At 69.5% G+C, this 14,696-nt stretch carries 17 protein-coding genes; 9 read left to right on the top strand and 8 right to left on the bottom strand.

Translation table 11 applies throughout. The features are described from left to right. The first annotated feature begins 15 nt into the window (after positions 1-15). From manT to mmpH, 3 genes are read left to right on the top strand one after another with little or no spacing between them, the layout of a single operon-like run. Complete coding sequence (gene manT, locus BST11_RS11995; protein WP_083138184.1) at positions 16-1,245, top strand: MMP alpha-(1->4)-mannosyltransferase; 1,230 nt, start codon at positions 16-18, stop codon at positions 1,243-1,245. Further along, positions 1,239-2,006: a class I SAM-dependent methyltransferase gene (locus BST11_RS11990; protein WP_083138183.1), complete on the top strand. Its 768-nt coding sequence runs from the start codon at positions 1,239-1,241 to the stop codon at positions 2,004-2,006. The genes manT and BST11_RS11990 overlap by 7 nt, the downstream gene beginning before the upstream one ends. Then, positions 1,993-3,063 carry an MMP endo-(1,4)-3-O-methyl-alpha-D-mannosidase gene (mmpH, locus tag BST11_RS11985; RefSeq protein ID WP_083138182.1) on the top strand — a complete coding sequence of 357 codons (1,071 nt, stop codon included), beginning with the start codon at positions 1,993-1,995 and terminating at the stop codon, positions 3,061-3,063. Before BST11_RS11990 ends, mmpH begins: the two co-directional genes overlap by 14 nt. On the opposite strand, the gene BST11_RS11980 is transcribed toward mmpH, so the two are convergent. Further along, positions 3,050-3,697 carry a class I SAM-dependent methyltransferase gene (locus BST11_RS11980; RefSeq protein ID WP_067321576.1) on the bottom strand — a complete coding sequence of 216 codons (648 nt, stop codon included), beginning with the start codon at positions 3,695-3,697 and terminating at the stop codon, positions 3,050-3,052. The genes mmpH and BST11_RS11980 overlap by 14 nt on opposite strands. Positions 3,698-3,772: 75 nt before the next feature. Between BST11_RS11980 and BST11_RS11975 the strand changes: the two genes are divergently transcribed. Then, positions 3,773-4,432: a cutinase family protein gene (locus tag BST11_RS11975; RefSeq protein ID WP_067321578.1), complete on the top strand. Its 660-nt coding sequence runs from the start codon at positions 3,773-3,775 to the stop codon at positions 4,430-4,432. A gap of 3 nt (positions 4,433-4,435) precedes the next feature. Here BST11_RS11975 and BST11_RS11970 read toward each other — a convergent pair whose 3' ends face one another. Next, the gene (locus tag BST11_RS11970; protein ID WP_083138181.1) at positions 4,436-5,746 is read right to left on the bottom strand and encodes a cytochrome P450; all 1,311 of its coding nucleotides are present in this window, start codon (positions 5,744-5,746) and stop codon (positions 4,436-4,438) included. Positions 5,747-5,865: 119 nt separating this feature from the next. Between BST11_RS11970 and BST11_RS11965 the strand changes: the two genes are divergently transcribed. Next, positions 5,866-6,537: a TetR family transcriptional regulator gene (locus BST11_RS11965; protein ID WP_083138180.1), complete on the top strand. Its 672-nt coding sequence runs from the start codon at positions 5,866-5,868 to the stop codon at positions 6,535-6,537. A 107-nt stretch (positions 6,538-6,644) separates the two neighbouring features. Here the strand turns inward: BST11_RS11965 and BST11_RS11960 are convergent, their stop codons facing one another. Continuing rightward, positions 6,645-6,833, bottom strand: a complete 189-nt coding sequence (locus tag BST11_RS11960) for a hypothetical protein (RefSeq protein ID WP_083138179.1) — start codon at positions 6,831-6,833, stop codon at positions 6,645-6,647. Positions 6,834-7,048: 215 nt separating this feature from the next. Here BST11_RS11960 and BST11_RS11955 point away from each other — a divergent pair, with 215 nt between their 5' ends. After that, on the top strand, positions 7,049-7,873 hold the full coding sequence (locus BST11_RS11955; protein ID WP_083138178.1) for a glycoside hydrolase family 16 protein: 825 nt from the start codon (positions 7,049-7,051) through the stop codon (positions 7,871-7,873). Between the two features lie 32 nt (positions 7,874-7,905). On the opposite strand, the gene BST11_RS11950 is transcribed toward BST11_RS11955, so the two are convergent. The 3 genes from BST11_RS11950 to BST11_RS11940 are packed head-to-tail and all read right to left on the bottom strand — an operon-like array spanning position 7,906 to position 10,295. Then, entirely contained in the window at positions 7,906-8,739 is an 834-nt protein-coding gene (locus BST11_RS11950) for a class I SAM-dependent methyltransferase (RefSeq protein WP_083138177.1), read from the bottom strand. A 14-nt stretch (positions 8,740-8,753) separates the two neighbouring features. Beyond that, positions 8,754-9,599 (bottom strand): class I SAM-dependent methyltransferase, encoded by an 846-nt coding sequence (locus tag BST11_RS11945; RefSeq protein WP_083138176.1) that lies wholly within the window; start codon positions 9,597-9,599, stop codon positions 8,754-8,756. Positions 9,600-9,617: 18 nt separating this feature from the next. Further along, a complete protein-coding gene (locus tag BST11_RS11940) occupies positions 9,618-10,295 on the bottom strand; it encodes a hypothetical protein (protein WP_083138175.1) in 678 nt (225 codons plus the stop codon). Between the two features lie 77 nt (positions 10,296-10,372). Between BST11_RS11940 and BST11_RS11935 the strand changes: the two genes are divergently transcribed. Next, positions 10,373-11,395 carry an NADP-dependent oxidoreductase gene (locus BST11_RS11935; RefSeq protein ID WP_068212734.1) on the top strand — a complete coding sequence of 341 codons (1,023 nt, stop codon included), beginning with the start codon at positions 10,373-10,375 and terminating at the stop codon, positions 11,393-11,395. A 3-nt stretch (positions 11,396-11,398) separates the two neighbouring features. After that, positions 11,399-12,823 (top strand): amino acid permease, encoded by a 1,425-nt coding sequence (locus tag BST11_RS11930; RefSeq protein WP_083138174.1) that lies wholly within the window; start codon positions 11,399-11,401, stop codon positions 12,821-12,823. Here the strand turns inward: BST11_RS11930 and BST11_RS11925 are convergent. Beyond that, the gene (locus tag BST11_RS11925; RefSeq protein ID WP_083138173.1) at positions 12,793-13,149 is read right to left on the bottom strand and encodes a limonene-1,2-epoxide hydrolase family protein; all 357 of its coding nucleotides are present in this window, start codon (positions 13,147-13,149) and stop codon (positions 12,793-12,795) included. The two genes, BST11_RS11930 and BST11_RS11925, sit on opposite strands and share 31 nt — an antisense overlap. Positions 13,150-13,362: 213 nt before the next feature. Between BST11_RS11925 and BST11_RS11920 the strand changes: the two genes are divergently transcribed. After that, positions 13,363-13,617, top strand: coding sequence for a hypothetical protein (locus tag BST11_RS11920; protein ID WP_083138208.1), 255 nt, complete (start codon positions 13,363-13,365; stop codon positions 13,615-13,617). 178 nt (positions 13,618-13,795) lie between these two features. On the opposite strand, the gene BST11_RS11915 is transcribed toward BST11_RS11920, so the two are convergent. Then, the gene (locus tag BST11_RS11915; RefSeq protein WP_083138172.1) at positions 13,796-14,695 is read right to left on the bottom strand and encodes an NAD-dependent epimerase/dehydratase family protein; all 900 of its coding nucleotides are present in this window, start codon (positions 14,693-14,695) and stop codon (positions 13,796-13,798) included. Position 14,696 lies beyond the last annotated feature (1 nt).

Genomic DNA, 14,696 nt, shown 5'->3' with positions numbered 1-14,696 from the left:
GGATAAGAGTTAAGTATGCGAATTGCCCTGCTGTCCTACCGTAGTAAGACGCATTGCGGCGGACAGGGCGTCTATGTGCGCCATCTCAGCCACGGTCTGGTGGAACTCGGGCACGACGTCGAGGTCTTTTCCGGCCAGCCCTATCCGGAGCTGCTCGACCCGCGGGTGCGGCTGACCAAGGTGCCCAGCCTCGACCTCTATCGCGAGCCCGACCCGTTCCGGGTGCCGCGGCCCAGCGAGATCCGCGACTCGATCGACCTGCTGGAACTGCTGACCGTGTGGACCGCGGGCTTTCCCGAACCGCGCACGTTCACCATGCGCGTCGCCCGGCTGCTGGCCGAACGGGCCGGCGAGTTCGACGTCGTGCACGACAACCAGAGCCTGGGCACCGGGCTGCTCGCGATCGCCGACGCGGGCCTGCCGGTGGTGGCGACCGTGCACCACCCCATCACCCGCGACCGGGTGCTCGACGTCGCCGCCGCGCGGTGGTGGCGCAAGCCGTTGGTCCATCGCTGGTACGGCTTCTCCAAGATGCAGGAAGAGGTGGCGCGGCGGATCCCCGATTTGCTGACGGTGTCCTCGTCGTCGGCGGCTGACATCGTCGCCGACTTCGGTGTCGCACCGGATCAGCTGCACGTGGTGCCGCTCGGGGTCAACACCGAGCTGTTCCAGCCCGGGTCGCGCCCCCGCCACCGCGGCCGGGTCATCGCGATCGCCAGCGCCGACACCCCGCTGAAGGGCGTCCGCAACCTGCTTCAGGCGGTGGCCAGGCTGCGCACCCGCCGGGACCTCGAGCTGCGGCTGGTCGCCAGGGTGGAGCCCAACGGCCCCACCCACAAGCTGATCGCCGAGCTGGGCATCTCCGACATCGTCCACATCACCAGCGGGCTTTCCGACGCGGAGCTCGCGGCGTTGTTCGCCTCGGCCGAGGTCGCCTGCATTCCCTCGCTCTACGAAGGGTTTTCGCTGCCGGCGGTCGAGGCGATGGCCAGCGGCACCCCGATCGTGGCCAGCCGGGTGGGAGCGCTGCCCGAGGTGGTGGGGACCGACGGCGCCTGCGCCGAGCTGGTGCCGCCCGCCGACGTCGACGCGCTCACCGGCGCGCTCGGCGCGCTCCTCGACTCGCCGGAAAAGCGCCGCACCATGGGCAAGGCCGGGCGCGACCGCGCGGTCAGCGTGTTCAGCTGGGAGGCCGTGGCCGCGCAGACGGTGGGCGTCTACGAGCGGGCGATCGCGCGATGCTGACCGTGGACTTCGACCGCCTCGGCATCGGGCCGGCCACCACGGTCATCGACGTCGGGTGCGGGGCCGGCCGGCACGCGTTCGAGGCCTACCGGCGCGGTGCCGACGTCGTCGCCTTCGACCGTGACGAGACCGAATTACGTTCCGTCGAAACGATTTTGCGTGCGATGGCCGACAACGGCGAGGCGCCCGCCGCGGCGTCGGCGAAGGCGGTCCTCGGCGACGCGCTGAGGTTGCCCTACGCCGACGGGACGTTCGACTGCGTCATCGCGTCCGAAATCCTCGAACACATCCCGCACGACGACGCCGCCATCGCCGAGCTGGTCCGCGTGCTCAAGGTCGGCGGCACCCTGGCGGTCAGCGTGCCGCGCTGGCTGCCCGAGCGGGTGTGCTGGCTGCTGTCCGACGAGTACCACGCCAACGAGGGTGGCCACGTGCGCATCTACCGGGCGAGCGAGTTGCGGGACAAGATCAGCGGCGGCGCAATGGGCGCAATGGAATTGACGCACACCCATCACGCGCATGCGCTGCACTCGCCGTTCTGGTGGCTGAAGTGCGCGGTGGGCGTCTCCAACCCCGACCATCCCGCGGTGGCCGCCTACCACAAGCTCCTGGTCTGGGACCTGATGCGGCGCCCGCGACTGACGCGGTTGGCCGAGTCGCTGCTCAACCCGTTCGTCGGCAAGAGTGTCGCCATGTATTTCACAAAACGGCACGCGATCGAAAGCGAAGCGGCCCCGGGGTATTCCGTTGCATCGGTTTAGCCCGCCCGCCGTTCCGGGTGTCCTCACCCCCGGCCAATGCCGCCAGACCGCGCAGTCGATCGCGGCCGAGCAGGAATCGTCGGGCGCCATCCCCTGGTTCTCCGGAGGCCACACCGATCCGTGGGACCACATCGAATGCGCGATGGCGCTCACCGCCGCCGGTCTGCTGGATCCGGCGCGGGCGGCGTTCGAGTGGAGCCGTCGCACCCAGCGGCCCGACGGCTCCTGGCCCATCCAGGTCCGCGCGGGCGTCGTCGAGGACGCCAACAGCGACAGCAACTTCTGCGCCTACATCGCCACCGGGGTGTGGCATCACGTGCAGATCACCGGCGACCAGTCGTTCGCGTCGGCGATGTGGCCGATGGTGCACGGGGCGATCGACTTCGTCATCGACCTGCAGTTCGGCTATGGCGAGATCGCCTGGGCCCAAAGCGAATCCGGGCCTGTCCCGGAAGCGCTGCTGACCGGGTGCGCCAGCGTGTTCCACAGCATCCGTTGCGCGCTGGCGCTGGCCGCGCTGGTAGGCGACCCGCAGCCGGAGTGGGAACTGGCGCTCGGGCGGCTGGGCCACGCGATCGCCGTGCATCCCGAGGCGTTCACCGAGAAGGACCGCTACTCGATGGACTGGTACTACCCCATCCTCGGTGGCGCCGTGCGGGGCCCGGCGGCCGCGGCGCGGATCAAGCAGCGCTGGGACGACTTCGTGGTCGACGGCCTGGGCATCCGCTGCGTCGGCGACCGGCCCTGGGTCACCGGCGCCGAGACGTGCGAGCTGGTGATGGCGCTCGACGCCATCGGCCACCGGTCCGCCGCGCACCGGCAGTTCGCCGCGATGCAGCACCTGCGCGAAGACGACGGATCCTATTGGACCGGGCTGGTATTCGCCGACGGGAAGCGCTGGCCCGAGGAGCGCACCACCTGGACCGGCGCGGCAATGATCCTGGCGGCCGACGCGCTGTCGGACACCACCGCGGGCAGCGGGATCTTCCGCGGCGACGGGCTGCCGGTGGGGCTGCAGACCGGCTTCGACTGCGAATGCGTGGCTACGGGCCGCTGATGCGCTCCAGCACCCGCAGCGACCCCGTCGCCGAAACCTCCCGGAACTGGCCGGAATCCAGGGCGCGGCAATAGATGTGGTACGGCGGGCGCCCCCCGTCACGCGGGTCGGGAAACACATCGTGGATGAGCAGCGCCCCGCCGACGACCACCCACTTCGCCCAGCCGTCGTAGTCCCGGTTCGCGGCCTCCTCGGAGTGGCCGCCGTCGATGAACAAGAACCGCAGCGGCGATCGCCAGCCCCGCGCGACCACCGGCGAGCGCCCCACGACGGCGACGACGTGGTCGTCGAGCCCGGCGGCGTCCAGGGTGCGGCGGAAGCGCGGCAGCGTGTCGAACAGCCCCGTGACCTCGTCGACCAGCGAGGCGTCGTGGTACTCCCAGCCGGCCTGGTGCTCCTCCGAGCCGTGGTGGTGGTCGACGGTGTAGAGCACGCTGTTGGTCTGTTGGGCCGCCGCGCCGAGCAGAAGGGTGGATTTGCCGCAGTAGGTGCCGATCTCGACGCCGACGCCGCCGTCGAGGTAGCGCAGCGCGGCGTCGTAGAGCGCGCGCCCCTCGTCGGGTGGCATGAAGCCGGTCACCTGCTCGGCCATCGCGAACAGGCGCTCGGGCGACCCGACGTCGGCGCGGTTCATGAGCCGAACCTACCAGGCGTGCACCCGCATTCATGCCGGCGAGCGGCGCGCGCGGGTTGCCTCTAACATCATGCTGTGCGCGTATTGCCTCTCCTCGTCACGGCCGGGCTGTCGGTCGCCGCTGCGGTGCTTCCCCTCGGACCACGGGCGGCCGCGCCGCCCGCCGTCGCGGCCAGCTGTGCGCCGGTGCATGTCGTGTTCGCCCGCGGCCGCAAGGAATCACCCGGCCCCGGCGTGCTGGGGAACGCGTTCATCGGCGCCCTGCGATCCAAGGTGTCGAAGACCATCACCACGTACGCCGTGCGGTACCCGGCCGACACCGAGGTCGACGTCGGCGCCAACGACATGAGCCATCACATCCAGAGCGTGGTCAACGACTGCCCGGACACCAGGCTGGTGCTGGGCGGCTACTCGCTGGGCGCCGCGGTCACCGACGTGGTGCTCGCGGTGCCGTTCAACGCGCTGGGCTTCGACAGCCCGCTGCCGCCGGGCACCGATCAGCACATCGCCGCCGTCGCCCTGTTCGGCAACGGAAGTTCATGGGCGGGCCCGATCACGAACTTCAGCCCGATCTACAACGACCGGACCATCGAGCTGTGCCACGGCGCCGACCCGGTCTGCAACCCCGCCGACCCGAATACCTGGAAGGAGAACTGGCCGCAGCACCTCGCCAGCGCCTACATCGACGCGGGCATGGCCAACCAGGCGGCCGACTTCGTCGCGGGCAAGCTGTAGCGATCAGGCGCGCGACGGCGCGACGCGCCTGGTGCCGAGATTGGCGGGCAGCCTGCTGAATCCGCGCAGGTTGACCAGTCCCCTCGGCTGCGGCGGGCCGGCCAGCTCGAGGTCGGGGAAGCTCTCGAACAACGCCCGCAGCGCGGTCGCCCCCTCGATGCGCGCCAGCGGGGCGCCGAGGCAGGCGTGAATGCCCGACGCGAACGCCAGGTGCTCGCGGGCGTTGTCCCGGGCAACGTCGAACCGCTCGGGATCGGCGAACACCCGCGGATCGCGATTGGCGCCACTGAGCAGCAGGGCGACCATGTCGCCGGCGGCGACGCGCTGCCCGGCGATGTCGACGTCGCACTGCGCGGTGCGGGCGGTCATCTGCACCGGGCTGTCGATGCGAAGGATCTCCTCGATGGCGGACGGCCACAGCTCGGGGTCCGCGCGCAGCCGTGCGAGTTCATCGGGGTGCCGCAGCAGCACGACGATCCCGTTGCCGATGAGGTTGACGGTGGTTTCGAAGCCCGCGCCGATGAGCAGCGCGGCGTTGGCGGTGAACTCGTGGTCGGTGAGCGTGCCGTGGGTGGCCAGCCGGCTGAACGGATTGTCCCCGGCCTCACCGGAGCGCAGTTGATGGAAGCGTTCCCGAAGTTCGCGGTCGGCGCCGCGCAGGCTCTCGATCGCCGACCGGTACGTTCGCCAGCCGATGCCCAGGTCGAGCAGCGGGGCCCCGCTGTGCCCCCATTCCAACATGTCCGCGTGGGTGTCGGGAGGCAGGTCGAGGATTTCGGCGATGATGGCCACCGGCAGCCGGGACGCGAAATCGGCGATCAGATCCGGATGCGTTGTGCCGCCAAGGCGTTCGATGAGGTCGTCGGTGACTTCGCGGACGCGGCTGCCCAGGGCGTCGATCGCGCGCGGGGTGAAGCTCTGCGCCACCGCCTGCCGGTAGCGGGTGTGCTCGGGCGGATCGACGACGACCATGGCGGGCGGTTCGACGGGATTGGCGGCGATTGAGTCGTCGGTGCGCGCGATCAGCGCGCGCAGCGGGCGCGGCAGATCCATGGTGGACGGGGCCGTCACGCCGAACCGCTTGTCCCGCAACACCTCCCGGCAGACGACGTGGTCGACGCTCACCCAGGTGAACGGGGTGCGCACCAGCGGCCCGCGCGCGCGGATCTGTTCCATCAGCGGATAGGGGTCGATGCCGCGGCCATGGCCGGCGATCAGCCGGGCCAACGGGTCGCCGCGCGAGCCGCGAACCTTCGTGAACGCCCGGACGACCCCGTGCATTGCCGCCCACCGCGCCCACAAACGAAGGTCCATGACGAGCCCCCAGTGCCGTCGCTGTCGTGATACAAATAGACTTAGAATGTCTCGGACGTATCAGTGGCCACGATACGACGAGCCACACCGACAAGCAAGGGGCCAGAGTGACCACAAGGGTGACCACCAGCCGAACGGCGGAGTTCGTCCGGCGCCTCACCGCGCCCGAGCCCGCCCTCCTCGCCCAGCTGCGCCTGCCCGACGACCTCACCACCCGGATCCTGGACGCCACCATCGAACAGGCCGAGCTGGTCGGGATGCGGCGCGTCACCATGGACGACATCGCCCGCCGCAGCGGGGTGGGCCGCGCGACGCTGTACCGGCGCTTCCCCAGCAAGGGCGCGCTGATCGACGCGGTCGTCCTCGCCGAGGCGCGCCGCTATTTCGATGGCCACACGCAGGCGTGCGCGACCGCGACCACGCTGGAGGACCGACTGGTCCACGGGACGGTCTTCACGGTGACGTACCTCCGGGAACACGCCCTGCTCAAGAAGTTGCTGCGCACCGAACCCGAGACCCTGTTGCCGAGCCTGACCGTCGACGCCGGCCCGATCGTCGATTTCGCCACCGACCGGTCGGTCGCGGAGCTGCGGACCGGGCTCTACGGCACCGCGAAGACGACCCCCGCCCAGGAGCGCCATCTGCGCACCGTCGCCGAGCTGCACACCCGGCTCACGCTGTCGTTTATCGTCACGCCGCACACGAGCATCAACCTGGCGACCATCGAGGACACCCGCGCCTACGTGCGCCAATACCTGCTGCCGATGATTACGGGACACGGGACGGCGTAAATTTTTTTGGGAGGCAGCGCGGCAAAAATTGCCGCGAAAAATCTCGCGGACCGGCTCTACTCCGGCGAAGCGCGCCCGAAACGCATTGGTGCGCTAGGCGCATTTATTCAGGCCGGGGTATCGCCGTTGGAGTACACCGTGAAGCGACGGACCACGCCGCCCGCCGCCTGCCGCCGGGCCAGGTACGACGGGTGGCGGCGCATCGCTGCGCGGCGCTCCCATTCCCGCCGCCGGGCCGCCGCCCATGCCGGATGAGACCGAAGGTTGATGACCTTCGCCTCGGACCCATTCGCCATGATTTTCTCCTCCCGATCAACCCGTAAAACCACCGCGGTGGTTATGGGTTCGTGATTCAGGATGCCCGCGAATCCTGTGACCAAACCACCCGCCCAGGTGTGAATTGGCCATGAATTGCGGCGCATTCGGTAACCCGGTGATCCAGACTTTAACGGCGGCCACCGACATTCCCGTTTCGCGTCCGCGCGGCGCCGGCTGCTATGGTGCCTTGCTTATGCCGGAGATGGATCGCCGCCGCATGATGCTGACGGCCGGGATCGGGGCGCTGGCGGTCGCGCTGCCGTTCCCGACGGCCAAGGCCGCTCCCCCGCGACCGGCGCCCGGGGCGCCCAGCGGCCAGGCCGGGAGCTACGTCTTCCACGACGAGTTCGACGGCCCGGCCGGCTCGGCCCCCGACCCCTCCAAGTGGGCGGTGGCGAAGGCCCGCGAAACGATCAAGGACCCGACGCACTGGGAGCTCCCGGAGAACATCGGGCAGTACCGCGACGACCGGCGCAACGTGTTCGTCGACGGCAACTCCAACCTCGTCCTGCGCGCCGCCAAGGACGGGCCCACGTACTACAGCGGCAAGGTGCAAAGCCTGTGGCGCGGCGGCGTCGGCCACACCTGGGAGGCCCGGATCAAGCTCGGCTGCCTGACCGCCGGCGCGTGGCCGGCCTATTGGCTGGGCAACGACGACCAGGGCGAGATCGACGTCGTCGAGTGGTACGGCAACGGCAGCTGGCCCTCGGCCACCACCGTCCACGCCAAGGCGAACGGCGGCGAGTGGAAGACCCACAACATCGCGGTCGACGGCGGCTGGCATACGTGGCGATGCCAGTGGGACGAGGCCGGCATCCGCTTCTGGAAGGACTACTCCGACGGCGCGCAGCCGTACTTCGACGTGCCGGCCAGCTCGCTGCCGGACTGGCCGTTCAACGCCCCGGGCTACACCGTGTTTCCGGTGTTCAACCTCGCGGTCGCCGGTTCGGGCGGCGGGGATCCGGGGCCGGGCAGCTACCCCGCGGACATGCTGGTCGACTGGATCCGCGTCTGGTAGGACCGGCCCGTCGATCCACAGTCAGCTCACATTCAGCCGAACTCGAGCACGGTGTAGGCCCCGCGGAACGGCTTCGCGGGGCCGAACTGCCAGAACGCGGGGAACAGGGTCCCGAAAAACAAGCCTCGCCCTCTCGGCATCGGGATATCGTGCACCGCGCGCACCCCGGGCATGGTGTTGGCCAGTTTCGCCAGTTGACCCGCGGAGAGGCTGAAGGGCATCGGCGGCACCCGGTAGCGTCTCGATGACAACAGCCCGCGCGGCGCCAGCTTCTTGACGAAGATCGGCGGCAGGTCGAAGAACATCCGCCCGCCGGGAAACCGTTTGGCGCACTCGGCGATCAGTCCGATGGCCTCGTGGGGTTGCAGGTACATCAGCAACCCCTCGGCGGTGACGAACACACCGTCGCTGCTGTCGATGGTGGGCATCCAGCTGTAGTCGAGAGCCGACTGCGCCAGTTCCGTGATCCGTGAGGAACGCGGCAACAGGCGCTGCCGAAGTTGGATGATCGGCGGCAGATCCACTGACACCCAGCGGAATTGCGCGTCGGGCAGCGAACTGTCCAGGCGCCAGAAGCTGGTTTGCAGGCCTTCCGCGAGCGCGACGACCGTTGCCGCGGGGTGCTCGGTGAGGTATTCGGTGGCGCACCGGTCGACGGCCAGTGAGCGCAGCGCCATCTCCTGGCCCTTGCGGCCGAACTTCTCGAAGTCGAAGTCGATCGACTCGACGAGCTTGATCGCCACCGGGTCGTCGATGATCGGGTCCGGGCGGCCGGCCTGGTCGGCCCTGCCGTAGAGGGTCAACAGCGCGGTCTCCGAGACGCCGGTCAGCAGCCTGGCGTCCACCTTGTCATTGGCTCGGCTCATCTACCACCGGCGGTTCACTGCGTGAGCAGCGCGGTCGCGCTCCACACCCGGCGGCCCGGGTGACGCGGGTTCGGCTCGGGCAGCCAGGTCAGCGGGCGCATGTACAGCGGGAGCCGATGCAACCGGTGGGCGGCCAGATACAGCGGTTGCACGTCCACCACGCGCCAGCCCAGGCCCTCGAAGAAGGCCAGTCCGTTCTCGGGCGCGAACTTGAACGGCGCGTTCTGCAGCATGCCGGCCATCTTCTTGTTCATCATCTTCTTCAGGCCGGGGCCGGCGAAGTCGATCATCCACCAGGCGACCTCGGGGCGCTTGATCGCCGCCGACAGCGAGGCGATGTCGCCGTCGTCCAGGTACATCGACAGGCCCTCGGTCAGCACCAGCGCCCTGGTCGCGCCGCGCAGGGCCTCGTCGAGGAAGGCGCCCCGGGCCTGCGGGTCGGCGAGGTCGACGGCCGTGTGGGTCAACCGGCAGCGCGGCGCCTGGTCGGCCAGCAGCGCCGTCTTTTCCTCGAGCAACTTCGGCAGGTCCGCCTCCACCCAGGTGAAATCGGGCGGCAGCTCCAGCCGGTAGGGCCGGGTGTCCAAACCGGCGGCCAGGTTGAGCACCCGGTCGCAGCCGTCGGCGATCGCGTCGGCGATGGCGTCGTCGATGATCTTGGTGCGCGCGACGAGCCACCACCCGTTGCGGGTCGACCGCGGGACCCGGGAGACGATGGCGCGGCCGTGCTCACCGGCGAGGCGCCCGGCGAGCGGGTCCGTGAACACCGCGTCCGGCCGGGCCGACTCGGTCGCCCGGTGCAGGGCCGTCCACCGGGCCGTGTCGGAGACGTGGGTGATCGTGTGCGCGGGGCTTGCCATATCTGGGTTATAGCAGCCCTACTGGCCGGCCTTGCCGCCGGCGAGCCAGGCGGCGGTCACCGTGCGGGTCTGCGGCGGTGGGAAGACGGCGTCCGGTCGCCCCAGCTGGCCGACCTTGACCGTCCACACCGCCGACGAGCGGTCGATGCAGGTGCCGGGGGCCGCGTCGGGCAGCGATAGCACCGCGGGGTGGGCGCCGGGCGAGTCGCCGCACCCGTAGACGCCGACGTAGCCATCCGCCCGCCCGCCCCAGGCGCCGCCGTTGCGGAACAGGCAGCGCGTGCCGTCGTCCAGCGTCAGCGCGAACGGGTCCGGGTTGGCGTTCGCGCGCACGGGCGGCAGCGGACCGTCGTAAAGCACCCGGTGCATGCTCATGGTCCACGGGTTGTCCACGCACAGCAGCGATCCCGGCGTCGACGGCCAGCAGGCGTTGGCGCCCGCCGCGCTCGGCGAGCAGTAGTAGACGTCGTCGGCCACCGCCGAGGGCGACGCCGTCGAGCAATCGCCGGCCTCGCCGACGTTGCCCGGTCCCGTCGCTTCGCGGTAGCCGTTGATCGGCTGGCCGCCGGGCCCGACGGCGACCACGGTGATCACCTGAGTCGGTGGCGGATCGGCGCGAGCCGGTCCGTGCAGCGAGACGGCCGCGGCGGTCGTTACCACGATGGGCAGCAGGACAATCCGCGACACCACGTTCACCGCGCCAACCTCCGCGTTGCACTGCCCCCTTGTTGAAGAGTAGAGCCGATCGGCGCCGTGTCCAGTACGGTGCGCATATGTCCGATCGAAACCGCCGCTTCGTGCTCAGCAAACGCCCCACCGGACGCATCGGTCCCGACACCTTCCAGCTGAGCGAGGGCACCGTGCCCGACATCAGCGACGGCGAGGCGCTGGTGCGCGTCGACTGGATCTCGCTCGACCCGACCAACCGCATGTGGATCAACGACACGCCCACGTATCTGCCGCCGGTGGCCATCGGCGAGGTGATGCGCGCGGGCGGGCTGGGCGAGGTCGTCGCCTCGAAGAACCCCAGGTACGAGGTCGGGCAGGCCGTGCAGGGCCTGCTCGGCTGGCAGGAATACGCGGTCCTCAACGACACGTCGCTGGTGATGCCGCTCGAGCTCGCCGAGGGCATTTCGCCGAGCGCCTACCTGGGCGCGCTCGGAACGACGGGGCTGACCGCGTGGATCGGGATCCGCGACATCGGCAGGCCGAAGCGCGGCGAGACGGTCGTCGTCTCGGCCGCGGCGGGCGCGGTCGGGTCGGTCGCCGGTCAGCTGGCCAAGGCCGACGGCGCGCGCGTCGTCGGGATCGCCGGCGGACCCGAGAAGTGCGCCCTGCTCACCGAGCGGCTCGGCTTCGACGCCGCCGTCGACCACCGCGCCGACGACTGGGCCGACCGGCTGGCCGCCGCGACCCCCGATGGCATCGATGTCGACTTCGAGAACGTCGGCGGCGACATCATGGACGCGGTCTTCGCGCGGCTGAACATCGGTGCGCGGGTTGCCCTTTGCGGCCTGATCTCCGGCTACAACGCCGCCGACCCGCCGCCCGGCCCGCGCGCCTTCGGCAACCTGTTGATCCAGCGCGCCACGCTGCAGGGCTTCATCGTCCTCGACCATCTGGGGCGTGCGGCGGAGGCGGCCACCGAGATCGCCGGGCTGATCGCCGACGGCCGGCTCACGCCGCTCGAGACGGTGGTCGAGGGCTTCGAGCAGCTGCCGACGGCGATCAACATGCTGTTCGACGGCGCCAACGTCGGCAAGCTGGTGGTCAAGCTTCGCGACGACGGAGCGTAGAAGATCCCGCAACTGCGGCGGGGCCTTTCAAACCGCCACATCCAGCTGATCGCGATCGGCGGCGCGATCGGCACCGGGCTGTTCATGGGTTCCGGGCGCACGATCTCCCACGCGGGCCCGGCGGTCGTGTTGGTGTACGGAATCATCGGCTTCTTCGTGTTTTTCGTGCTCCGCGCGATGGGCGAGCTGCTGTTGTCGAACCTGAACTACAAATCGTTCGTCGACTTCGCGGCCGACCTGCTGGGCCCGGCGGCCGGGTTCTTCGTCGGCTGGTCGTATTGGTTTGCCTGGATGGTCACGGGCATCGCGGAAATCGTTGCGATCGCCGGCTATTCGAAGTTCTGGTGGCCCGGGCTGCCGGCCTGGCCGGTGGCGCTGGTGACGGTCGGCGCGATCCTCGCGGTCAACCTGTTCGGCGTCCGCAACTTCGGGGAGATCGAGTTCTGGTTCGCGCTGATCAAGGTGGCGGCGATCGTGTGCTTCATCGGCGTGGGCGCGGTGCTCGTGGCGACCAATTTCGTCTCGCCACAAGGCCATCGGGCGGCGGTGGCCAACCTGTGGAACGACGGCGGATTCTTCGGCGCCGGCTTCATGGGCGTGGTCGGGGGGTTCCAGATCGCGTTCTTCGCGTTTGTGGGTGTCGAACTCGTCGGCGCCGCGGCGGCCGAGTCGGCCGACCCGCGCCGCACGCTCCCGCGCGCGATCAACGCCGTCCCGATTCGGGTGGCGATCTTCTACGTCGGCGCGCTGCTGGCCATGCTCACCGTGGTCCCGTGGCGCCAGTTTCCCAGCGGCGAGTCCCCTTTCGTGACGATGTTCGCGCTGGCGGGTCTCGGCGCCGCCGCGTCCGTCGTCAATTTCGTGGTGACGACCGCGGCGGCCTCGGCGGCCAACTCCGGGGTGTTCTCGACCGGGCGCATGCTTTTCGGCCTGGCCGACGAAGGCAGCGCCCCGGCGATTTTCTGCCGCCTGAACCGCTCCAGCGTGCCGGCGGCGGCCCTTTGTCTCACGGCGGTGCTGCTGCTGACCTCGATCCCGCTGCTGTATCTCGGCGGTTCGGTCATGTGGGCCTTCACCCTCGTGACCACCATCGCCTCGCTGTTGTTCATGTTCGTGTGGGCGATGATCGTCGTCAGCTACCTGGTCTACCGGCGCCGCCACCCGCAGCGCCACGCCGATGCGTCGTACCGGATGCCCGCGGGCGTGGCGATGTGCTGGGCCGTGCTGGGTTTCTTCGCATTCGTGCTCTGGACGCTGTGCACCCAGCGGGAGACCGCGATCGCGCTCGCCTGGTTTCCGCTGTGGTTCGCCGCCCTCGGGTCCGGCTGGCTGATCGTGCGGCGCCGGCCCGGCCGCAGGGAGAGCTACCGCCGGTTCCAGGCCGAGATGAACCGGGTCTACGACGGGGCGTTGGGCAGGTCGAAGTAGTCGCGCCAGGCGGCGATCTTGTCGCCGTCCACCTCGAAGGCCCCCATGACCCGGGCATGGATCGGTGTGCCGTCGTAGACAAAATGATCGACGCGCTCGGTCAAGACCACGTTGCCCGCGACGGCGAGATTCAGGATCTCGATGTTGCCCTCCGCCGTGCGGTCGACGTAGCCCTGCACGGCCTTGCGGATCTGGTCGAGACCCGACACCGCCCCGAGAGGCACGTTGTCCCAGACGGCGTCGTCGGCGAAGTGGCCCACGATCTCGTCGACGTTCAGGCGACTCCAGGCGTCTAGTTCGGCGCGGACCACCTCTTCAGGGCTCACGGCTCCTCCATCGGTTCGGCAAACCGGATGTGTCCCGCGTGACAGTAGTGCACAGCGAAATCGCGCGCACATTGTCGGGATCTTGTCGGGATCTTGTCGGGATCTTGTCGGGATCTTGCCGGGACCGTTGTTGGGATCGGTAGCCGATCCCCCGGCTTCTACTTGTCGCAGCGGCGCCAACCCGGCGGCGCCACCGGAAAGGAAGTCACAGACATGAAGCTTGTACCCACCAGCATCGAAGAGCAGATCAACCGCGTCGACCGCCAGCGCAGCCTGTACTTCGGGATCAGCGCCGGCCTGGTTGCGGCGTGGAGCGTTTTCCGCCTGATCTGGGTGCTGTACATCGGACTGACGTTCGGCTGGCTCTTCGGATCGATGGTGTTCCAGCTGGTGCTGTGGGGGGTTATCGGTGCGGTCGCTGGGATCGCGGCCGCCGGGTTCTTGACTCGCTACTCCAAGGGATCTTGAGAAGGGACCTTGACAAGGGATCTTGAGTTGCGGTCTTGAACCGGGCGCGCTGCGCGCGCCGGGGAAGTCCCGAACCCGCCAGGGGTTCGGGACTTTTCCCGTTGCACGGGGCCGGGCGTCGAGGTGTTGCCCGGCAATTCGGGGGCGGATCCCCGCAACACGTCAACGTTCGGCGAAATTACGCGACCAGCTCGGGATGGAACTTGGCGGCCATGCGGCGCAATCCGTCCCGCCAGTCGACCGTCGTGCCGCCGATGAGCTCATGCATCCGGGTGACGTCGGTGGGGTTGCCGCGCAGCGCCCGCTCGCTCTCCTCGAACACCGGCTCCTTGCCGACGAGCGAACCCAGATAGCCGCACCAGTCCTGCAAGCTGACGCTCTGGTTGCCGCACCAGTTGACCGTCGTCGCCGGCACCGACGCCGCCTCGAGCAGCTTCGGGATGGTCGCGATGATGTCGTCCTCGTGGATCGGGTTGTAGCGGGCCGGCCCGCCGGGCGGGACGGGGATCGGGATCCCGGCCAGCATCATCTCCATGTGGTAGTACGGCCAGCCGCCGTTGTCGCCGTAGGGCACGTTGAGGCGGGCGATCGTGGTGGGCAGGCCGAGCACGCGCGCCATCGACCGGGCGACGACCTCGCCGGCGACCTTGGAGATCGAATAGGTGGGGAACAAGAACCTGTGGTTGTCGCCCAAAGCGGCCTTCTCGGTGCGGGGTTCGTCGTCGGGCGGGTCGTACACGGCCGCCGAGGAGCAGTGCAGGAAGGCCTTTGCGCCGCGGCAGTGCGCCATCAGCAGGCCGACGGACTCGGCGTTGGCCCCGAGGTCCTTGTCCCAGCTGCCGCTCTTGGCCACCGCCAGATTCAGCACGTAGTCGAAGTCGCTTGGCAGGCCGGTGAAGTCGCCGGCGGCCAGGTTGACCGTCTGACAGCGAATCCCCGCCCGCTCGAGGCCTTCCCGCGCCGCGGGATTGGTGAAGCGGGCGATGCCCCAGACCTCGTTGTCGGCCGCGAGCGCCAGGGCGATGGGGGTGGCGATTTGACCGGTCGGACCCGTGATCAGGATTTTGCAGCCGCGCATC

Source organism: Mycobacterium alsense (genome assembly GCF_002086635.1).
GTDB classification, from domain to species: Bacteria; Actinomycetota; Actinomycetes; order Mycobacteriales; family Mycobacteriaceae; genus Mycobacterium; species Mycobacterium alsense.
Note: the sequence above shows the minus strand (reverse complement) of the source record. Positions and strands in the feature narration are given on the sequence as shown.